Here is a 20,167-nt window from a genome sequence, read left to right on the forward strand (position 1 = left end):
GCAACCCGTGCACCGGGATGCTGAACGTTTCGATTCACCGTTTGTGTGAGGCAACCATGACTACGACAACAACAATAAATGCATCACCCACCAGCGCCGCTATCGATACACCGCAAATTCCACCGGGCAAGGCCTTGCTGGCGGCATTTGCCTCGACATTCGGCTGGGCGCTGGATTTGTTTGATCTGTTCATTCTGCTCTATGTGGCGCCGATCATCGGCCGCCTGTTCTTCCCCTCTGACACCCCGACACTGTCGCTGGCCGCCGTGTATGCGTCGTTCGCCGTGGCCTTGCTGGTGCGTCCGCTGGGCTCGGCGATCTTCGGTGCGTATGCCGATAAACACGGCCGCAAGCGTGCGTTGATGGTGTCGATGGTCGGCGTCGGCATTTCCACGGCACTGTTTGGTGCGTTGCCGACCATTCACCAGGTCGGCATATTGGCCCCGATACTGTTCCTGGTATTACGGGTGATTCAGGGCATTTTCGTTGGGGGCATCGTCGCCTCCACTCACACCATCGGCACCGAATCCATCTCGCCACGCTATCGCGGATTGATGTCCGGGATGATCGGTGGCGCCGGCGCCGGCATGGGCGCGCTGTTGGCGTCAGTCACTTATCTGGTGTTGTCGGAGATTTTTACCGGGGAAGAATTTGACGTCTGGGGCTGGCGCTTCATGTTCTTCTGCGGCCTGCTCAGCACGTTTTTCGGTCTGGTGATGTTTCGTTACCTGGAAGAAAGCCCGGTCTGGCGGCAACTGCAACAAGCCCGCAAAACCAAGGGGCCGGCAATAGTGGTGGTGTCGCCACTCAAGCGTCTGTTTGGACGCGAGTACCGCGCCGTGATGATGGTCAATCTGCTGATTACATTCGGAGGCGGGGCCACGTATTACCTGGCCTGCGGTTATCTGCCGACACTGCTCAACGTGGTCGCCAAAGTGCCGCATACACAGACTTCGCAGATGCTTATGTACGGGTCGACGGCAACCATTGTCGGAGCACTGGCCTTCGGTTACCTGAGTGACCTGATCGGTCGCAAGAAGACCTTCATGCTGCTGGGTGTGATCAACCTGGTGAGCCTGCCGATGATGTTCCTTGGCGTCGCCGAGCCGGGTTCGCTGACCCGCACTGCGCTGTATTGCATGGGCATAGGCTTCATGGGCGGGGCGATCATCGCGCCGATTCTGATCTTCCTCAACGAACGCTTTGCCACCGAGCTGCGAGCCAGTGGCACGGGGTTGTCCTGGAACATCGGTTTCGCCCTCGGCGGCACCATGCCGACCTTTGTCTCGCTGGTCAGCAGCAGCCCGGCGCAGATCCCCATGGTGCTGGCGATTTTCGCCGCCGTTCTGTCGGTGATCTACCTGATCGGCAGCGTGGTGATTCCAGAAACCCAAGGCAACTTCAAATAACGGTGGGGAGGCGCTCCAGGAATTCGCCGATCAGCTGCAAGGTCCGCTCGGTCGCTTCGGTTTGGGGAAAGTGCCGACAGTCATCCAGCAACACACAGCGGCACGGTCCAGGCACCTGTCGCTGGATGACCGCCAGTTGCTCGGGCGTGGCGTAGTGGTCTTCGCGACCCTGAATGACCAACAGCGGCTTCTCGATATGAGCCAACTGCGCTTGGAGATCATCCAGGGAAAAGTCCGGGTGCAACCAACTGTCGCTCCAACCGTGAAAAGCGCCGTCGACATTTGTCCCATGGTGGCGTGCCAGGCGTTCGCGCAGTTGGCCTTGATGCCAAACCTCAGTGGTATGGCGAATGCCATTGAGGCTCTCGGCCTCGACTATCACGTGGGGCGCCAGTGCAATGCTGCCCAACACGCGTGGATCGTTGGCGGCGGCATAGGCGAGGACGATGGATGCGCCGTCACTGTGACCGAGCAAGACCACCTGCGGTAGTTGCAAGGCATCGAGCAATTGCCGCAGCTCGCGAGGGCCGTCGCTGGTCAGGTAGTTCAGCGGACGCGGCAGGGTTATCGGGCTCGATTGCCCATAACCCTGACGGCTGTAAGTGACCACGCCGTAACCGCTCATTTGGGCCAGGCGCAGGGGGAAGTCTTTCCACTGCTCGGCGCTGCCGAGGCCTTCGTGCAGCAGCACGAGCGTCGGTCGCGATGGGTCAGCCGCAGGCAGTTGGCGATATTCCAGGCGCAGCGGCCCAAGTTGCAAAAATTGTTGTGGCGACATGTCGAATCAACGATTGAACAAGGTTGCTCGCAGGTTACCGTAAACGTAACCCCGCATGCAGCACCACGCTTTGCTTGAGGTATGCAAAACATGCGTCATCTCGATGTTCAGGTGATCGACCAGGCACTGCATTGGGCTCGCGCCGGGCAGGCCCAGTGGCTGTGCACGGTGCTCTCCACCTATGGCTCGGCGCCGCGTGCGCCGGGTGCGATGCTGGTGACCAATGGGGCTGGAGAACACGTCGGCTCGTTGTCCGGTGGCTGCGTCGAGGAGGAGTTTCTCGAAAGCCTGACGCGCGGTGAATTACGCGAACCGGCGCAGATCGTCAGCTATGGCGACAGCGTCGAGCAACGCCACCGTCTAAGATTGCCCTGTGGTGGCGTGCTGATCGTGCTGGTCGAGCACCGCGCGGCCAGTCTCGAGTGGATCGCACACCTGGAGAGTCTGCAAGCGGCGTTACTTGGCCAGCGACGTCTGCAACGTCATGTCGAGCTGAGCAGCGGTGCGTTGCGCCTGGACCCGGATACCGGACACGGCAGCGAGCGGGTGCAAGTCGATGGCGAGAGGGTGCGCATCAGTGTGGGCCCGGCGTTACGCCTGATTCTGGCTGGGCTCTCGCCGGTCGCGGAAGTCTGCGCCAGTTTCGCCCGCGCCATCGGCTGCGAAGTCATCGCCTGCGACCCCCGGGAAGAAACGCTGCATCTAAATCTTGAAGGCGTGGAGATGCAGCGTGTGCTGCCCTCGATGTTTATCGCCGCCGGAGGTTGTCACGCAGCGACCGCAGTGGTGGCGTTGACTCACGATCCGCGAATTGATGATCTGGCGCTGATGGAAGCGGTTCACACCCCGGCGTTTTACATCGGCGCCATGGGCTCTCAGGCAACCTCGGCCAAGCGCGCCGAGCGGCTCAAACGCATCGGTGGTCTGACGGATGAACAGATTGCCCGTTTGCACATGCCCATCGGTCTCGATCTGGGCAGCAAAGCCCCGGCGGAAATCGCGCTGGCGGTGGTCGCCGATATCCTGCGCGTTTATCACGGCAAAGAACGCCATGCCTTGTAAGGCAGTTTTTCCGACGAGCGTGGGGGCTGCGAAAGTCGAGGTAGACGCTCGGTCATTCGCGCGCGATAGTGGCCAGCCAAGTGTTGCTGAACCATGGACCGATCGACGGGCTTGAGAAATAGATAGACGCCCCGATGATATTCATTGAGGCCGATAACGATATCGCTTCAAGCGAGCGGAGGAATCTGATGTCGATTGCCCAACGGGTTTTCCACGGTAGGTTTGGCCGGGTCGCCTTGCTGAATATGGATCGTTCGCTGGTCACCCACACCCATTCCGAATGCCATGTACTGGTCAAAGTGTCCGGCGAAGACACTTACTTCAACGTCAACGGTCGGCGAGTTCCGCTCAGCGATCGCACGGCGGTGCTGGTCAACGCCTGGGAACCGCATTTCTACGATCCGCAGCCTGGTGCCGGTACCACCCTTATTCTGGCGCTCTACATCGAGCCCGCCTGGCTGGCCACTGCCCAGCAGTCGCTGGCGCTCAGCGGTCGGCCGGACTTTTTTGCCCAGTCATGCATCGAGTTGTCGAGTCGTAACCGCACCTTGGCCGACATCCTGGTCGCCGAAGCGCATGGTTGCGGGATCGTGCCGAAAGAGCGCATGGAGTTCATCCTGTTCGACTTCCTGATCGAATTGATTGAGGACTTTTCCAGCTGGCGGCATTTGTCGCTGATGGGTGCACCGAACTCAGGCGAGTTCCGGGACGCACGCGTGCGCCGTGGCACCGCCTGGTTGCTTGAACACCTCGATGATCCGAACCCGATCGACAACGCCGCGCGGGCTTGTGGTCTGTCGCGTGCGCACTTCTTTGCGCTGTTCAAGAAAGATACCGGCATGACGCCGACCCTGCTGCTTAACGACGCGCGCATGCGCCGGGCGTTTGCCTGGCTTGAGCGTGAGCGCAGCGGAACGTTGGGTCTGTTGTCGGAGAACCTCGGGTTCTCCGAGCAAGGTCATTTCACACGGTTTTTCCGTCAGCACATCGGCGCTTCACCCAGCCAGTATCGGCGTGTAGTGGATTGTTATGCGAAGGTTTGAACCGAGAGGAGGGCGAGAGGGATTGGGCAACCCTCCCGTTGATAAAGTCAGTCTTTCATCTTGAATGCTGGCAGCTTGTGTAGACGACGAAACTTGTAGAGTCCGCTAATCGCCCAGAAAGTCATAAATCTCTTTCATGCGTTCTTCGCGCATCAACTCAAGTTCTTCCTTAGTGTCGGCTACCCACTGCAGAGTGAAGTCCCAGCAGTCGCAGTCGTGAGCATCGGCTTCGGCTTCAAATTCTTCTTGCAAAAATTTCAAGCGATATTCTTCCGGCGACAGCCCGCAACTTTCAGCGAGGCTGTAGTTCAACTCGCTGAGTTCAAGTTGGAGCCATAAGTTGGCGTCCAGGAATTTCCTCAGGGCGAGTTCGGCTCTAAATTCTTTTGCGATCATGAAGGCTCTCTTGTGGCATGCAATAAGTGGCGGGTTGTTCAAAGTCGGCCCAGCGCTACATCGGACTATTTCAATTTCCTGCCATCATCCATCCTCGAACGGCATGACCTTCACTCAACTCTTTCACGACGCGAGCCGCATCCTGCTTTTGTTTATACGGCCCGATGACGACAAAGTTGTTTTCTTTACGCGCTACCGGCAACCCCAGCTGCTGAATGGCTTTTACGGCGCGATGGCGGCTGGGTGTGTTCAACGCAATTTCGACCACCCACAGGCCGGATGAGGGCGTGGTCGAAGCGTCTTTTTTAATGTTGGAAATGAAGCCACCACACGTCAAGCACGGGCGCTCCAGCGTGATGAGCGAGCCTGGCACCGTGCGAAAGAGGTGCCATTGCGGATCAAAGGTTTTTTTGCGGGCGAAGAGCGCCAGGAGCAGGCCGGTAAAAGTAATCAGACCACTGAGAATAATCGTCCACTTGCGTGCCTGCGTGGACAATGAAGGCAGCGTAAGTACGGGTGTTTCGTCTGGCTTTTTGACCAAAAACTGTACGGCGTCAGCCTCTGTTGATTCGGGTAAGTGTGATCCGTTTTTCGCAAGGGGCGCGAGCTCTTCCGAATGCTTTGTACTGAGCTCTGTCGCAACTTTATTAACGGTGTCGTCAATTAGTTGTTCGAATTTCGTCACTTTTTGCTGGATGTATGAGTTGTCGACGTTATTTTGACAAGTGGGCCCTGTGGGTGTGAAGGTCCATAGTAGCGCTGATAGTTGCCCCAAGACGCCAGTTACAAGGAAACCCAAACCGAGCTTTCGCACAGTGGCCATCTCCAAATAAAATGAATAGTTATTTGTCCCGTTTTCTTCTGATAAACGGGGTTCTATTGTTGATCCTGGGATGGTCTAAATCTTGAGCGCGTCAGTGTGCACAAGAGCCAAAACTAGTTGGCTGCTTTTTATTGTTTGAAAGAGCATCAAACATGCACTTTATAGACTGTTGGTTGGCGAAGAAGGCTCAGGTGTTCAAAAAAAAACCGGATCAGATGGATGTATGGGTGATCCCTAAAACCGATAATCCGCCGGCACCTCCTGAGCGATAAAGTGCTGCATGTGTTCGAGAAAGCTGATTTGCAGTTTCGACGCCGGTCCTTGAACCGGCAACAGCATGCTGAAGTCCATTTCGATCGCCGGTTCGAACGCTCTGAACACGATGCCACTGCCTCGGTATTCAACGGCGCTGATGGCATCGACCAGCGCGACTCCCAGGCCTTGTTCGACGAAGGCGCACATGGGCAGCGACAGCTGGGTCTCCAGCCGCAGTTCGCGCTCGACCCCATGAGCGGCAAATATTGCATCGATGTGTTGGCGCGAGCCGATGGATTGCGGATAGGAAATAAACGCCTCGCCTTGCAGATCCTCGGGCCGGATCGTGCTGTTGTCCTGTAAGCGATGATTGGCCGGCAATGCGCACAGCATGCGGGTCGCCAGCAGTTTTTCGGCGCGGGGGCTGGGGTAGGTGTTGGGCAGTACGATGATGCCCAGATCACAGCGCTGACCGACCACCAGATCGACGATCTCGCGCGATGAATGCACAACCAGCGATACCTGCACTTGATCATGTTCGGCCATGAATGCGGCGATGGCTCGCGGCATGAATGACAGGCCCATGGCCGGTGCGCAGGCGATGTGCAGTGAGCCGCGTTTCAAGCTGCGGATGTCTTGCGCCGTGCGGGCAATGCGTTCGACCCCGAGCAGCGAGCGTTGCACCTCCTGATACAGCGTCATGGCTTCGGGGGTGGGCTGAAGTCGGCCTTTGATCCGGTCGAACAGGCTGAATCCGATGTCCTCCTCAAGACTGGCGATCAGTCGCGTTGCAGCCGGTTGCGAGATGCACAGCATCTCGGCGGCACGGGTCACGGTCTGGCCCAGAATCACGGCGCGAAAGGCTTCCAGTTGACGAAGGTTCATGGCGCTATTCCTTGAAGATAAATCCATACCAAAAAGACATGGGCTTGCCAAAATAAAGCATTTTTCAAGCCGTTGTCAGCTCTCTAGGATCTTCTCTATCGAGAATATCCAGTGGTATGGCCTGCGCTGAAGCCAGTTTTCAGTGCCGAGAGAGCGAATACGCAACTCATGCAAAAAACTGATGTAGTTATCGTTGGGGGTGGTCTGGTCGGGCTGTCGATCGCCTATGGACTGGCCATGCTCGGTCGCCAGGTCAGCGTCCTGGATGAGGGGGACGACGCCTTACGGGCTGCCCGTGGCAACTTCGGCCTGTTGTGGGTTCAGGGCAAGGGCTATGGAATGAGTCCCTACGCGAAATGGACTCGTGAATCGGTGGCGCTGTGGCCACGATTCGCCGCCGCGTTGCAGGCCGACACCGGCATCGACATCCATCTGCGCCAGCCGGGCGGCTTCCAGCTGTGTTTGAGTGATAAGGAGATGGCGCAAGAAAGCCGTCGACTGCTCTGGCTGCGCGAAGCCATGGACGGTGATTATCCGTTCGAGCTGCTGGATTCGGCACAATTGCGCACCCGCTTGCCCGGCCTGGGGCCGACTGTCGTGGGGGGCTGTTATTCGCCCATGGACGGTCACGTCAATCCGTTGAAATTGTTGCGCTCCCTCTATGCCGCCTGCCGGATGCGTGGGGTCAAGATCATCAATGGTCACCGGGTCAGCGCCATTGGTCAGCGAGATTCGGGCTTCGAGTTGCACACCGACCAACAGCGCTGGTTCGCCGGGCAGGTCGTACTGGCCGCTGGCCTGGGCAATCGCAAGCTGGGCACGCAGTTGGGGATGGACGTGCCGGTGAGTCCCAATCGTGGGCAGATCCTGGTTACCGAGCGACTCAAACCGTTTCTGCATTACCCCACCACCTACGTTCGGCAGACCGATGAAGGCACGGTGCAGTTGGGTGACTCCCATGAGTCCACGGGTTTCGACGATGGCACCAGCAGCGAGGTAATGAGCACCATCGCCCGGCGCGCCGTGCAGTGTTTTCCTCAGTTGGGCAACGTGCGCCTGGTACGGGCCTGGGGCGCGTTGCGGGTGATGAGTACCGACGGTTTTCCGATCTATGAAGCCTCGCAGGCTTGCCCGGGGGCGTTTGTGGTCAGTTGCCACAGCGGCGTGACCCTGGCGGCGATCCACGCCTTGCGCCTGGCACCGTGGATTGGCGGTGAGTTCGACGAGCCGGCTGTGGCGCCTTTCAGTCTGCAGCGTTTCAGTCTCAAACGTGAGGTGCGCCATGCCGGCTGACAGCTTGTTCCGGGCTTTGGTGCCTGCGCAAAAAAACCTGCAGATCGAATTCGAAGGCGCGTCATTGTCGGTGCCAGCCGGTGTTTCACTGGCCAGCGCATTGCTGCTCAGCGGCGTCACTCATACCCGCGAAAGTGCCGTCAGCGGCAGGTCCGGCGCGCCCTATTGCATGATGGGAGTGTGCTTCGAATGCCTGGTCGAGGTGGACGGGCAAGCCAACTGTCAGGCGTGCCTGCTGCCGGTTCGAGCTGGCATGCGTGTTCGCAGGCAGCGCGGCGCTCGTGAGTTTCTGGCCAGTGACCACGGCGAGGAGGGCGCTGATGAATAATCAAACGGTCGACCTGATTGTGGTTGGCGCAGGCCCTGCGGGAATGAGCGCGGCGCTGGAGGCCACCCGATACGGGCTTTCGGTTGTGGTGCTGGATGAGCAGGGCAGCCCCGGTGGGCAAATCTATCGCAATATCCTGCAGGCCGATGCGCGCAGCCGCAGCGTACTGGGCGATGACTACACGGCGGGCACGGAGCTTGTCGCTCAGTTTCTCCAGTGCGGGGCCCGGTATCTGGCCAATGCGGCGATCTGGCAAGTGACGCCGCAGCGTCAGGTGCATTACCTGATCGATGGCCGCGCTGAAGTGCTGCAAGGGCGTCATCTGTTGATCGCCACCGGTGCGTTCGAACGACCGATGCCCATCCCTGGCTGGACCTTGCCCGGTGTCATGACCGCCGGTGCCGGGCAGATCCTGCTCAAAAGCGCCGCGCTGGTGCCGGTCGGGCCGGTGGTATTGGCCGGCTGCGGACCCTTGTTGTACCTGCTGGCGGTGCAATACCTGCGGGCCGGCATCGCGATCGAAGCGCTGGTGGACACTAGCGGTCAGGGCGATCTGCTGCGCGCCTGGCGCAAAGTCCCAGGCGCCTTGCGCGGGTGGCGTGACGTGCTCAAGGGCCTGCAACTGCTTATCGAATTGAAGCGTGCCGGGGTCAGACATATTCGCGATGCCCGTGATTTGCGTATCGAAGGTCAGGCACACGCCAGTGCCCTGAGTTTCGACAGTGGCGGTCGGCGCTGGACGATTCCCGCCTCGCTGATTTTGCTGCACCAAGGTGTGGTGCCCAACACCCAGATCAGTTGGTCGCTACGCCTCGAACATGACTGGAGCGAACAGCAACTGTGCTGGGTCACGCGTCGCGACAGCCAGGGTGAAACCAGTCTGCCGGGCATTTATATCGCCGGTGACGGTGGCGCTATCGGCGGTGCGCAAGTGGCGCTGCTCGAAGGCCGCCTGGTCGGGCTGGCGATTGCAGCAAAGTCAGGAAAAGTCGATGGGCAATCATTGCAACCATTCGCCGCCCCTTATCAAAAGGCCCTGCGCCGCCAGCGTGCTGCACGGCCACTGATTGATGCGTTGTACCGCCCGCAACAGCAAAACCGCATTCCCGCCGACGAGGTGATTGTCTGCCGGTGTGAAGACGTCAGCGCCGGCTCGATTCGCCAGCACGTCGAGCTTGGCTGTTTGGGACCCAATCAAACCAAGGCGTTCGGTCGCTGCGGCATGGGGCCGTGTCAGGGCCGTCTGTGCGGTTTGAGCGTCACCGAAATCATTGCCGAGCAGCGCAAGGTCCCCCCCGCAGAGGTCGGGTATTACCGGATTCGCTCGCCACTCAAACCGATCACGCTTGCCCAATTGTCCACCGAAACACCTCTTATCCAGGAGCATCCATGAGCCCTATCCAACGCATCGAAAGCAATCCACGCCTGAGCCGCAGCGTCGTGCATAACGGCGTGGCCTGGCTCAGCGGCATCGTCGCCGCCGATTGCAGCCAGGACATCCGTGGCCAGACGCGCCAGGTGCTGCAACGGGTCGACGAACTGTTGGAAGCCTCTGGCAGTGACAAGAGCCGTCTGCTCAGCGTGCAGATCTGGATGAAAGACATGGGCGCCGATTTCGCCGGCATGAATGAAACCTGGAGCGCCTGGGTCGACGCCGGGCAAACCCCAGCACGCGCCACCGCTCAAGTGATGTTCGATGACCCACAGATCCTGCTGGAGTTGATCGTCACCGCCGCCGTCTGACCGATCCCGTTGTCACCGCTGCGCTCGCTCGAGTCTTGCGCAGCGAGGAGCAGACGGCCAACAGAGCCGCCACTCCCGTGAGTTCACATTGCTGCTGCCATAACGGATGACTTCGATTGCGGAGCGCCCGACATAAACAACATCGCATCTGGAGCTATGAATGAACGTAAAAAGCATGGTCTTGAAAGTAGGACTCGTCTCACTGCTGGCCTTGGGTGTCGGCGTGCAGGCGGCGGAGCAACCTCTGCGCCTGGGCATCGAAGCGGCCTACCCGCCGTTCGCTTCGAAAACCCCCGACAACCAAATTGTGGGTTTCGATTACGACATTGGTCAGGCCCTGTGCGCCGAGATGAAAGTCCAGTGCGTGTGGCAGGAACAAGAGTTCGACGGGTTGATACCTGCACTCAAGGTGAAGAAAGTCGATGCGGTGATTTCATCGATGTCCATGACCCCGGAGCGGATGAAATCGGTCGATTTCAGCAATCGCTATTACCGTATTCCGGCGCGTCTGGTGTTCAAGAAGGGCAGCGGCATCAGCGACATTCCGGCACAGCTCAAGGGCAAGCGGATCGGCGTGCAGCGCGCGACCAATTTCGATCGCTACGTCACCGAGAAATTCGCCCCGGCCGGTGCCGAAGTGGTGCGCTACGGCTCGCAGAATGAAATTTTCCTCGACCTGCTGGGTGGGCGCCTGGATGCCACCATGGCCAGTTCGGTGGTGATCGATGAAAGCCTGTTGAAGCGCCCGGAAGGGCAGGACTACGAGTTCGTCGGCCCGAATTTTACCGACGAGCAATTCTTCGGCACCGGCATCGGTATTGCGGTGCGCAAGAGCGATCCACTGGCCGGTCGTTTCAATCAGGCCCTGGCGACGATTCGTGCCAACGGCACCTACGACAAGATTCGCCAGAAGTATTTCGACTTCGATATCTACGGCGAGTAACGACCGGGCTTTCTTTCGGCGCGCATGCTTGAGCATGCCGCCTTTTTTTCAATTGATTGGGGTCGAGATGCAAACCAAGGCGTTACTGAGCGAGCAACACGTTTCGCAAATGCTGTCGACGGCCAAAGACCTGGCCCATCGTCGCAAGTGGCCCGTGGCGATTTGCGTCGTCGATGACGGCGGTCATCCGCTGGGTCTGCTGCGTCTGGATAATACGGCGCCAATTGCGGGTTACATCGCCACGGAAAAAGCACGTACCGCGGCGCTGGGGCGTCGCGACAGCAAGGTTTACGAAGACATGATCAATGGCGGGCGCCAGGCCTTTATCAGTGCGCCAAACCTTAAAGGCATGCTCGAGGGAGGCGTCGCCATCTGGTACGAAGGGCACTGCATAGGTGCAATTGGTGTGTCCGGCGTAAAGGCTGAAGAGGATGCAGAACTGGCCCGTTTAGTGGTTGATGCACTGTTGCAAACGGCCGTCGACCACCCGGTAGCGGGGGAGTGAGCATTAGAGGGACTCTTAGCGGCTGGGTCGAACTGTTCGGATGTTCCTTTTTCACCGACTAGACTAACGTTTCCGATTCACTGCACACCCAAAATAGGGCACGCCTTCCAGCGTGAGCCCAATTGCCTCTCAGGAGGCTACCGATGAAAAAACCATGGATCTGCGCTTTTCTGCTGATGGCCCAGTCTGCCCATGCACTGGCTCAGGACGACGCGTCTCAAAAGAACCAGGGATTTTGGCAGCTGCAAACGAGCGTCTACACCCGGCACTACTCGCCGGACCCTGACCACAATAACAATCAGGAATTGATCGGGCTGGAGCGCAACGAACCCTCCGGCTGGTTGTTTGGCGGGGCGACCTTTCGCAACTCGTTCAGCCAGCGCTCTTATTACGCCTACGTCGGTAAGCGCTACGAAAGCGCGGACTACCCGGTCTATGTAAAAGTGACCGGCGGCGCCGTTGAGGGCTATCACGGCAAATACAAAGACAAAATCCCGCTCAATCACTTCGGCGTTGCGCCCGTGATCATTCCGTCATTGGGGGTTCATTACGGGCCGGTAACCACCGAGCTGGTGTTGCTCGGTTTCAATGCGGCCATGATCACCGCAGGCCTGCGATTCTAAAAAAACTCCGCCGGCGCGCTTGCAGTACGGCCAGATCGGCCAAGCGTGTCGCAGTTTGCCGACTATCCACAGTTACCCTTGTAGTCACCGCCGCTGATCTTGCTCGTTGGCATAATAAGCTCCGGCCCTTGATTGCGAACGTTGCCCACCGCGCGATCTACCTGAAACCATTCAAACGCCTCAGCCGGCTCACCCTGCAACAGCACCATCTGTTCGGCCCGCTCCTTGGGCGTGGCCGGGTCCAGCCATTCCCGCGCCAGCTCTGGTGCAAGCACCACCGGCCGCCGATCATGAATGTCCACCATGCCGCCGGCACTGTCGGCGGTGATGATCACAAAGCCGTCATGCTCGCTGGGCTCATGCTCGCCGATGGGGTAATGGCCTATCGCTGCACAGAGAATGGGCGTGCGGTCGTGGTGACGGATCAGGTAGGGCTGTTTTTTCGGGCCGCCTTCGTAAACCCACTCAAACCAGTTGTCGATCGCAAGAATCGCCCGGTGCGGCCAGATGTCTTTGAAGAAGGGGCCATGGGCGACCTTTTCCACCCGGGCATTGATCGGCGCGGCACGGTCTCTGGCCCAGTGTGGGCGCCAGCCCCAACGCACCCTGTCAGCACGCAGGTATTCACCATCGCGGTGAAAGAGCGCGAGCTGCATGGTCGGCGCCGCGTTGTAGCACTCCAAAGGCTGGTCGCCGGCATAGTTGAGCAGGGCGTTGGGGATGCTGAGGGCCGCGACAAAGTCGTGAATGCCACGGTACTGGGAAAGGCGTCCGCACATGATTGCACCCTCCTGCTGTGTATTCAGGATAGACCCGTGGCCGCCGGTTTCATTATTTGTTGGATCAGATCAGGGAAGTGGTTGAGGGCGTTTGAATAAGGACTCCCCTGGTCAACGAATACGCCACCCGGGGCGCGGGCGGCGGGTGTTTCATGCCGCGCGAAACGCAGATAAGCAATTAAGTAGCCGTTCGTCGGAACCCGCGCACGATCAAACAGTTAGCAAGTCGATGTAGTAGCCCAAAAAAAACAGGTTCCTATGCGATCTCTAATTTCCGAAATGCCGAACGGGCGCAAGCTCGTTGATGAGCTTGATGTTGCGACCGAGCTGATGATGTCTATCCCGGTCGAACTCATCGGTGGCGCTCGGTGGCAGGAAGCCTCCAACCGACAGCAACAAGCGTTCAAAAAATGGCAAGAGTATCTGCAGCTCATGGCGGACGGGCGACGACCGACCATCGCGCTCAAAGTCGCGTGAGATTCTGCCCCCGTAGATGAGCAGGCTCACTGCTGACAGTGGTCCTTTAGAGACGGATTTTACAGTTTTCGATTACCGCGTCTCAACGATGCGGCATCAACTCGCCATGCGCCGCACGCCTTCCTTGCGACGGTTGGACTTTTGCTCGAGTTGGATGGCGAATTCCATGGCCTCCCGGTAACTGGAGCGCAGGGCCCACGTCTTGCCCGTGTATCGCTCGACGACATGGAAAATGCCGAGCTTTTTGGTCACCACCTGAAAGCGAACACCACGGCGCGACTTCAGTCGGTTACAGCGCCGGAAGAATTCGAGGCGGGTTGTGCTGGACGGGCCGAGCAGGGCGCAGAGTTCGTCGATGCGCTGCAGAAAGGATGGATGCATGTCTGATCCTCTAAGTGGGGGAGCATGTATTCGTGTCGTTAGTTGTTTGCCTTTGGATGCAGAGGTGAGTTCTGACGGATAAAGGTAGACGTAAAAAAACCACATCGAAACCTGACGGTTATTTTTTACGCATCACTCAGCGTTCTTGATGAGCCAGCTCAGACGGTTTCGAGCGTCGCCAGATTCAAAAGGGTGAAGTACCCAAGCCCCGGCTTCCAGCCTGCGGTGTCGATATGAATCACATTGCCCAATCTGACGGGTTGCTGCAGCGGTGTGTGCCCAACGATCAACGCACGCAGGCCTTCAACGCCATGACGCTCCAGCTGATCGATACGGCTTCGCGACCACATGATGCGGTTCTGCACCTGCCTCAGGCGCTGTCCGGATTCGGGGAATTGCAGTTCCTTGCGCATCTGTTCCCATGAAGGGAACGGGCAGTCGGCGTGCACGATGCCGATCAGGCCTTGCGCTGTTTCGACTTCGATTGCGATGGGTAGCCCGGCAAATTTCGCGGCGAACTGTTCGCGCTCCGCCTGCGACAGCTTCGTAAACCATAAGCCGCCGTTGAATATCCAGCTGTCGACGTCGCACGTATCGAAATGAACCACGTAGTCGTCGTGGTTTCCACACACGGGGTGGAACCATGGCTTGTCCAGCCAATCCAGTGCATCCGGGCACTCGGGGCCGCGGTCGATCAGATCGCCCACACTGAACAAACGATCAACCTTCGGGTTGAACCGGGCGGCCTCCAGGGCTGCCTGCAACCGGGTGAAATGGCCATGAATGTCGCCGACGGCGATGTCTCGGCCGACCGGGTTGGCGGCGAAGCGCTTTACGCCTGGCACCTCTGGCAATTCGTGCATGGAATACCTCGTGCGCCGCTCACCGGCGCGATGGTAGTCCATTGAGTTTAGGCCGCGTCGGCGCGAATCGCGGTAGAGCACATCGGTAATTCGTGGGAGCGGTCACCGGACGGTGGAGGCCACTCCTCGACGAACAGACGCTATCAGAGCGAAAAGCTGCTGGATTGTCCGAGATTGTTGTCTTGCACTGCCGCAATAAGGTGCAGTGGAACGTGCGGGTGTTCATTGATGGACGGGATTTCAACGCTGCCCACGATGTGAAGTGGTCGCTCACTCAGTCGGGTCGACTCTTGTGCCTTTGCCATAGCCATTCTCGCGTGGTTCGCTGCGATTTCATTGAGAGTTGACACGTTACATCTCCGGTGACTGACCAAGCGTATCGCTGGCGTCCTTAAGCGTTTATAGGGTGTTGCCGCCGCGTCAGAAATACGTCGTTGCGGGGCTGGCAAGACCGGCCATTGCAATCCTTGAGCCAGACAGGAGGGTACGCAAGGCGTCAGATTTTTGTTGCCGACGAGTGGTATCGCCAACAACCGCTGCCCTGAACTTGACCGCGTGCCTTGAGCCAACTAGACCTTATAACCAAGTCTCGCACAGGCAGTGGGCGGCCGTTCCCAGTCGCTTCATGCAGGGAAAGTGGACAGGTCTGCTGTCCTGCATTCTGAAATCACTTCAACATTGCTGGCATGGCTTACGAGTGAATCTTGGTCCCGTCATTGGTTCTGGAGATCAGTCATGCCCACCGTCGAACCCGTCTCGAATCTTCCTCAACCGGATAAACCCCAACCTTTGCGCGAAAGTGCCGCGCTCGCACTGTCCGGCGGGGGGTATCGTGCGATGTTGTTCCATACCGGCACTCTTTGGCGGCTGGGGCAACTGGGGTTTTTTCAGGATAAGCCGCTTCAGCGATTCGGTACCGACGGCACTGAAAGTGTCGGCAAGCTTGAGCGCATATCGAGTGTTTCCGGCGGCTCGATCATCTCCGCGAAACTGGCGCTGGAGTTCAGCTCGCTGGAAAACCTGGGGCCTGTTGATTTCGATAGGGCTTTTACAGAGTTGGTGGTGGGGCCGATACGCCATCTGGCCGGAGTGACGCTTGCGGGCATGTCGGCCAAGGGTGTTTTTCAAGTCATCAAGGACATCGCGCTGCCTGGCGAGGTGAACGCGCATGTGGCCAAAGCTCTCGATGATGGGTTGTATAGCGGTAAGACACTGCAGGATTTGCCCGACCGCGTGCGCTTTATCTTTAACGCCTCAAACCTGCAGTCGGGGGCGGTCTGGCGATTTTCAAAGCCTTACATGGGTGACTGGAAAGTGGGCAGAGTCATGAATCCTGCACTTTCGATTGCCCGCGCCGTCGGGGCGTCTGCGGCGTTTCCGCCGGTCCTGGCGCCAGCGACACTGGATCTCAAGGACAGCGATTTTGCGCCTGACGACGGCACGCAGTTCCTGCGGCATGCGCCCTACACGACATCGGTCGCCCTCGCCGACGGCGGGGTCTACGATAACCTCGGGTTGGAGACTTGCTACAAGTCCTTCAAGACACTGTTCGTCAGTAACGCCGGCAAGCCCTTTGCCGAGCAGCCCGACGTGTCGGTGAATTGGGTGTCCATCGGCAGTCGCTGCCTCGACGTGATGGACAACCAGGTGCTGAGTCTTAGAAAGCGTCTGCTTATCCAGGCCTTTGAAGCCCGTGAGCGCTATGGAGCCTTTTGGGATATCAAACAGGACATCGGCGTTCACGCACTTGCCAATTGCCTGCCTTGCCCACTAGATAGCACGCGCAGGCTGGCCCAGGTGCCGACTGACCTTGCGACAAAGGACATGGAAACCCAGAAACGCCTGATCAACTGGGGTTATGCGGTAGCTGATGCGGCCGTCCGGGCGCATTTCAATGGACAACTGCCGCCGCCGATTGGATTTCCCTATCCCGAGAGCGCTTTGTGAGTCGTCATTTTCAGGCTGATATCGAATGACCGCGCTAACGCAGTAACCAGCCTCTGGCGTACGTGTTTCAAACGTTGGTCAGACAAGGAGATCTGGAATGGACACGTCCGACTACTCTCCACCGGCCATGCGCAAACTGCGGGTGTATGCCTTCGATCCGCAAGCCTCGACTCAAATGGAAACGGTGCAGATCAACCACGCCACCATCGAATTGCCCTAGGAGCAACGATGGGAGCCCGACATCTTGCCGGGGCCGGTGAACGAGTATCTGGAAGTCATTGATGTCGACCCTACCAGCGGCCAGTTCTATAAACCGGTGGACTTGAATGATCCGCATTTGTTGGCCCAGGACGGCCTCGCGCCTTCCGAGGGGGATCCGCGTTTCCATCAGCAGATGGTCTTTGCCGTCGCGATGAAGACCATCAAATTGTTTGAGCGGGCGCTGGGGCGCAAGGTGTTCTGGTCACCCAGAGCGGTCGAGGATGCCGTGAGAAAGCGGGTGACGTCTCACACCTATGTCCGGCGGCTGCGCATCTATCCCCACGCGTTACGCGAAGCCAACGCCTATTACAGCCCCGCGAAAAAGGCGTTGTTGTTCGGTTACTTCAAGGCCTCGATGACCAACGCCGGGGTGAACTTGCCGGGTGGCTGGATCTTTACCGCGCTGTCCCACGATATCGTCGCGCATGAAACGACCCATGCGATCCTCGATGGCTTGCATCGTCGTTACATCGAGTCGACCAATGTCGATAGCCTGGCGTTTCATGAAGCCTTTGCCGACATCGTGGCGTTGTTGATGCATTTCACCTTGCCTGAGGTGGTCTCCAGTCAACTGGCGGCACGTCGTGGCAGCTTGAGCGAGCGCTCCTGGCTGAGCGGCCTGGCGCGCCAATTCGGCGAGGCGTCGGGGCGTTATGCGGCCTTGCGCGACGCCATCGACGAAAAAGGCCAGGACGGCTTGCCAGACCCGACACGCCTGGCGCAGTTGAGCGAGCCACATGAGCGCGGCGCGATTCTGGTTGCCGCTGTTTTCGACGCCTTTATCACTATCTACGAGCAACGCACGGAGGATCTTTTTCGACTGGCCGGGCATGACAAGACGTCGACCGCCAACCTGTCGACGGAACTGATTGCACGCCTGACCCGCGAAGCCGTGAAATCGGCCGATCATGTCCTGCGCCTATGCATCCGCGCACTGGATTACCTGCCACCGGTGGATGTGCATTTTGGTGAATTTCTGCGGGCCATCGTTACCGCCGATAACGACCTGGTGCCGGATGACCCGATGCACTATCGCCTGGCCGTCATTCAGGCGTTTCGACGGCGCGGCATTTTCCCGGACAAGTGTTTGTCGCTGGCACCGGACAGCCTGCTCTGGGAGTCGGTGAAAGGTGTTCAGTCAGAAGACCTTGCACTGACGGCTAATGACCTGCTCGACTTCCATGCCGCTGCAAAACCGAAGCACGGATGGGCCGGGGGCGCGCTTGATCTCACGCCGCAATACGTGCGGGAGAAAGCCTTTCTTCAGGCTGAGCACAATCGCCAAGTGGTGTGGAACTGGCTGATGGCAGAGTCGGCGCATGATGCGCAGTGGGAGAAGGTTCTGGGGATTTACTTCATGGCCCATCCCGGCGAATCAAGGAAGCAAGGGGCGTTGTTCATCGGCGCGGACGGGGTTCAACCGGCCGTGGAAGTGCACTCGGTCCGCACGTGTCGCAGGGCAGGGCCGGACGGTCAGGACCTGCGGCAACTGGTGGTTGAAATTGCTCAGCGCCGTCGCGGTTACTTCGATGTCGGGGAACAACTCAAAGAAGACCTGAAACCGGTGCGTGAAAGAGGGCATCGCCACTACGATTTCACCTTCCGCGGTGGGGCGACGCTGATCATCGATCTGCGCGACGGCACGCTGCGGTACGTCATCCGCAAGCGCATCGATGACGATGAGCGTCTGGATGCGCAGCGACGCTTCCTCCAGGCCGGCAGTGATGGCCTGGCCATGACCTACCGCGGTCCGCGCCCGGGCGATAACGCCTTCGCCATGACCCACCGTGGAGTCTGACGCCATGACGGATTCCGGTCTAAAAGACAAGGTGGCGATCCGCATGTACCGGGGAATTCTGGGTGACTGCTTTTTGCTGCGCTACACCGAAGCCGGGGTGACGCGTCATCTGTTGATCGACTGTGGTGTGCTGCAAGGGGAGAAGGACGGCAAGGAGCGAATGGCGCGCATTGTCGATGATGTTCACCAGACCACCGGTGGCGTGCTGGACCTGGTGGTGGTGACCCACGAGCACCATGATCACCTGTCTGGTTTTCTCTACGAACAGGCGCGTTTTTTGGGTGACGACTTTCACATCGGTGAACTCTGGCTGGCCTGGACCGAGGACCTCAACGATCCTCAGGCTGTCGCGCTGCATGCCCGTTTCAACAAAGCCAAGGTGGCATTGGCCGGCGTCGTCGGCCTCTGTGACAGTGTCAGCGCATTGAATGAAGATGCGCGGATCAAAACCGTACAGGGTCTGTCCGCCTTTATCGAACCGCTTGCCGATCCGGCCAGCAAGGACAAGCGCACGACAATCGAAAAGCTCAAGGACAAGGTGGGGTCGAAAGCGATCCGGTTCCTGGAGCCTGGTGACGTGGTGCAACCGGCTGCTCTCCAGACGCTCAAGGCGTACGTCATGGGACCGCCGCGCTCTGAAGATCGCCTGCGCAAGAACCTGCCCAGCAGCGGCGCGGGGAAAGAGGTCTACATGACCAGCCTGGACGACGCGATGGCGCTGGAGGAGCGAACACTGCGGCTCAAAGGCGTGGCTGCGCTCGACGTTGATACTCCGTTTGCCCGTCCTTATCAGCGCAAGACTTTGGACGCGCAAAAAGGGACCTACCCCAACCGTGCAAACGATGACAAAGCCGACAGCGTCGAACAGCGCTATTTCAGCCACGAAAACCAATGGCGCTGTATTGAAGATGAATGGCTGGACGGCGCGGAAACCCTCGCCCTGAAGATGGATTCGGACACTAATAACACGAGTCTGGTCCTGGCTTTCGAGCTGCCTGACGGGCAAATACTGCTGTTTCCCGGAGATGCCCAGGTCGGCAACTGGTTGTCCTGGGGAGACCAGACGTATCCCAAGGACAGCGCGCCCGCAGAGCCGGCGCCACTAACGCGCGACGATATTCTCGCCCGGGTCACGCTCTACAAGGTCGCTCACCATTGCAGCCACAACGCCACCGCTCGTGCAGCAGGATTGGAAAAAATGCACGATCCCCGGCTGGTGGCGATGATCCCGGTGGACGCTGATGTTGCCAAAGGCAAAGACTGGAAAATGCCCTATCCGGATCTGTTGAGTGCGTTGCAAGAACGTACCCGACAGCGGGTCGTCAGCGGTGACGGGACGCCCGCGAACGAAATCAAGGCTTTCAACGATTCACCCACAGACCCCAATCACCCGGTCAGCCTGAGTTATGGCGCTGATGATTTGTGGGTGGAGGTTTCGATCCCGTATTGAGTCCGATCGCTGCCCGGCAAGCAGGGCCGGTCCAACATAGGCGTGCTGCTTATATTCCTTAATGATATAAATAGATAATTATATATTCCTTTTGTTGTCGGTTCGGCTGATGCACTTTGAAGGCC

Annotated in this window: 23 protein-coding genes; 15 read left to right on the forward strand and 8 right to left on the reverse strand. The window is 58.7% G+C overall.

What is annotated here, in order from left to right; genetic code table 11:
- Positions 1-56: 56 nt before the first annotated feature.
- Positions 57-1,409, forward strand: coding sequence for an MFS transporter (locus tag BLQ41_RS16865; RefSeq protein WP_090188619.1), 1,353 nt, complete (start codon positions 57-59; stop codon positions 1,407-1,409).
- Here BLQ41_RS16865 and BLQ41_RS16870 read toward each other — a convergent pair.
- Positions 1,402-2,187: an alpha/beta fold hydrolase gene (locus tag BLQ41_RS16870; protein ID WP_090182574.1), complete on the reverse strand. Its 786-nt coding sequence runs from the start codon at positions 2,185-2,187 to the stop codon at positions 1,402-1,404. The genes BLQ41_RS16865 and BLQ41_RS16870 overlap by 8 nt on opposite strands.
- Before the next feature lie 90 nt (positions 2,188-2,277).
- Between BLQ41_RS16870 and BLQ41_RS16875 the strand changes: the two genes are divergently transcribed.
- Positions 2,278-3,249 carry an XdhC family protein gene (locus BLQ41_RS16875; protein WP_090188623.1) on the forward strand — a complete coding sequence of 324 codons (972 nt, stop codon included), beginning with the start codon at positions 2,278-2,280 and terminating at the stop codon, positions 3,247-3,249.
- A 188-nt stretch (positions 3,250-3,437) separates the two neighbouring features.
- Positions 3,438-4,292, forward strand: a complete 855-nt coding sequence (locus BLQ41_RS16880; RefSeq protein WP_090182576.1) for a helix-turn-helix transcriptional regulator — start codon at positions 3,438-3,440, stop codon at positions 4,290-4,292.
- 105 nt (positions 4,293-4,397) lie between these two features.
- On the opposite strand, the gene BLQ41_RS16885 is transcribed toward BLQ41_RS16880, so the two are convergent.
- From BLQ41_RS16885 to BLQ41_RS16895, 3 genes are all read right to left on the reverse strand, one after another.
- Entirely contained in the window at positions 4,398-4,688 is a 291-nt protein-coding gene (locus BLQ41_RS16885) for a DUF6388 family protein (protein WP_090182578.1), read from the reverse strand.
- Positions 4,689-4,758: 70 nt separating this feature from the next.
- The gene (locus BLQ41_RS16890) at positions 4,759-5,511 is read right to left on the reverse strand and encodes an SPOR domain-containing protein (RefSeq protein ID WP_231997036.1); all 753 of its coding nucleotides are present in this window, start codon (positions 5,509-5,511) and stop codon (positions 4,759-4,761) included.
- 234 nt (positions 5,512-5,745) lie between these two features.
- Entirely contained in the window at positions 5,746-6,651 is a 906-nt protein-coding gene (locus tag BLQ41_RS16895; protein ID WP_090182579.1) for a LysR substrate-binding domain-containing protein, read from the reverse strand.
- A gap of 168 nt (positions 6,652-6,819) precedes the next feature.
- Between BLQ41_RS16895 and BLQ41_RS16900 the strand changes: the two genes are divergently transcribed.
- From BLQ41_RS16900 to BLQ41_RS16930, 7 genes are all read left to right on the forward strand, one after another.
- Complete coding sequence (locus BLQ41_RS16900) at positions 6,820-7,944, forward strand: NAD(P)/FAD-dependent oxidoreductase (RefSeq protein WP_090182581.1); 1,125 nt, start codon at positions 6,820-6,822, stop codon at positions 7,942-7,944.
- A complete protein-coding gene (locus BLQ41_RS16905) occupies positions 7,934-8,272 on the forward strand; it encodes a (2Fe-2S)-binding protein (protein WP_090182582.1) in 339 nt (112 codons plus the stop codon). The genes BLQ41_RS16900 and BLQ41_RS16905 overlap by 11 nt, the downstream gene beginning before the upstream one ends.
- Positions 8,265-9,665: an NAD(P)/FAD-dependent oxidoreductase gene (locus tag BLQ41_RS16910; protein ID WP_090182584.1), complete on the forward strand. Its 1,401-nt coding sequence runs from the start codon at positions 8,265-8,267 to the stop codon at positions 9,663-9,665. Before BLQ41_RS16905 ends, BLQ41_RS16910 begins: the two co-directional genes overlap by 8 nt.
- Positions 9,662-10,015, forward strand: coding sequence for a RidA family protein (locus tag BLQ41_RS16915; protein WP_090182586.1), 354 nt, complete (start codon positions 9,662-9,664; stop codon positions 10,013-10,015). The genes BLQ41_RS16910 and BLQ41_RS16915 overlap by 4 nt, the downstream gene beginning before the upstream one ends.
- 160 nt (positions 10,016-10,175) lie before the next feature.
- The gene (locus tag BLQ41_RS16920) at positions 10,176-10,958 is read left to right on the forward strand and encodes an ABC transporter substrate-binding protein (protein WP_090182588.1); all 783 of its coding nucleotides are present in this window, start codon (positions 10,176-10,178) and stop codon (positions 10,956-10,958) included.
- A 67-nt stretch (positions 10,959-11,025) separates the two neighbouring features.
- Positions 11,026-11,463, forward strand: coding sequence for a heme-binding protein (locus BLQ41_RS16925; RefSeq protein ID WP_090188628.1), 438 nt, complete (start codon positions 11,026-11,028; stop codon positions 11,461-11,463).
- Between the two features lie 143 nt (positions 11,464-11,606).
- Entirely contained in the window at positions 11,607-12,086 is a 480-nt protein-coding gene (locus BLQ41_RS16930; protein WP_197678890.1) for a sn-glycerol-3-phosphate transporter, read from the forward strand.
- 62 nt (positions 12,087-12,148) lie between these two features.
- On the opposite strand, the gene BLQ41_RS16935 is transcribed toward BLQ41_RS16930, so the two are convergent.
- The gene (locus BLQ41_RS16935; RefSeq protein WP_090182589.1) at positions 12,149-12,865 is read right to left on the reverse strand and encodes an SOS response-associated peptidase family protein; all 717 of its coding nucleotides are present in this window, start codon (positions 12,863-12,865) and stop codon (positions 12,149-12,151) included.
- A 258-nt stretch (positions 12,866-13,123) separates the two neighbouring features.
- Here BLQ41_RS16935 and BLQ41_RS16940 point away from each other — a divergent pair, with 258 nt between their 5' ends.
- Positions 13,124-13,342, forward strand: a complete 219-nt coding sequence (locus BLQ41_RS16940; RefSeq protein ID WP_090182590.1) for a hypothetical protein — start codon at positions 13,124-13,126, stop codon at positions 13,340-13,342.
- 96 nt (positions 13,343-13,438) lie between these two features.
- Here the strand turns inward: BLQ41_RS16940 and BLQ41_RS16945 are convergent, their stop codons facing one another.
- The 3 genes from BLQ41_RS16945 to BLQ41_RS30940 all read right to left on the reverse strand — a co-directional run bounded on the left by BLQ41_RS16945 (position 13,439) and on the right by BLQ41_RS30940 (position 14,936).
- The gene (locus BLQ41_RS16945) at positions 13,439-13,723 is read right to left on the reverse strand and encodes a hypothetical protein (RefSeq protein ID WP_090182591.1); all 285 of its coding nucleotides are present in this window, start codon (positions 13,721-13,723) and stop codon (positions 13,439-13,441) included.
- A 158-nt stretch (positions 13,724-13,881) separates the two neighbouring features.
- Positions 13,882-14,586 carry a metallophosphoesterase gene (locus tag BLQ41_RS16950; RefSeq protein ID WP_090182593.1) on the reverse strand — a complete coding sequence of 235 codons (705 nt, stop codon included), beginning with the start codon at positions 14,584-14,586 and terminating at the stop codon, positions 13,882-13,884.
- Between the two features lie 143 nt (positions 14,587-14,729).
- Positions 14,730-14,936, reverse strand: coding sequence for a hypothetical protein (locus tag BLQ41_RS30940; protein WP_090182595.1), 207 nt, complete (start codon positions 14,934-14,936; stop codon positions 14,730-14,732).
- Between the two features lie 385 nt (positions 14,937-15,321).
- Between BLQ41_RS30940 and BLQ41_RS16960 the strand changes: the two genes are divergently transcribed.
- The 4 genes from BLQ41_RS16960 to BLQ41_RS16970 all read left to right on the forward strand — a co-directional run bounded on the left by BLQ41_RS16960 (position 15,322) and on the right by BLQ41_RS16970 (position 20,042).
- A complete protein-coding gene (locus BLQ41_RS16960) occupies positions 15,322-16,533 on the forward strand; it encodes a patatin-like phospholipase family protein (RefSeq protein WP_090182597.1) in 1,212 nt (403 codons plus the stop codon).
- A 97-nt stretch (positions 16,534-16,630) separates the two neighbouring features.
- The gene (locus BLQ41_RS31140; protein ID WP_269458057.1) at positions 16,631-16,753 is read left to right on the forward strand and encodes a hypothetical protein; all 123 of its coding nucleotides are present in this window, start codon (positions 16,631-16,633) and stop codon (positions 16,751-16,753) included.
- Positions 16,754-16,777: 24 nt separating this feature from the next.
- Positions 16,778-18,592, forward strand: coding sequence for a gluzincin family metallopeptidase (locus BLQ41_RS16965; RefSeq protein ID WP_157695024.1), 1,815 nt, complete (start codon positions 16,778-16,780; stop codon positions 18,590-18,592).
- A gap of 4 nt (positions 18,593-18,596) precedes the next feature.
- Positions 18,597-20,042 carry a ComEC/Rec2 family competence protein gene (locus BLQ41_RS16970; protein WP_090182601.1) on the forward strand — a complete coding sequence of 482 codons (1,446 nt, stop codon included), beginning with the start codon at positions 18,597-18,599 and terminating at the stop codon, positions 20,040-20,042.
- The last annotated feature ends 125 nt before the right edge of the window (positions 20,043-20,167 follow it).

This window comes from Pseudomonas arsenicoxydans (genome assembly GCF_900103875.1).
In the GTDB taxonomy this organism is placed as follows: domain Bacteria; phylum Pseudomonadota; class Gammaproteobacteria; order Pseudomonadales; family Pseudomonadaceae; genus Aquipseudomonas; species Aquipseudomonas arsenicoxydans.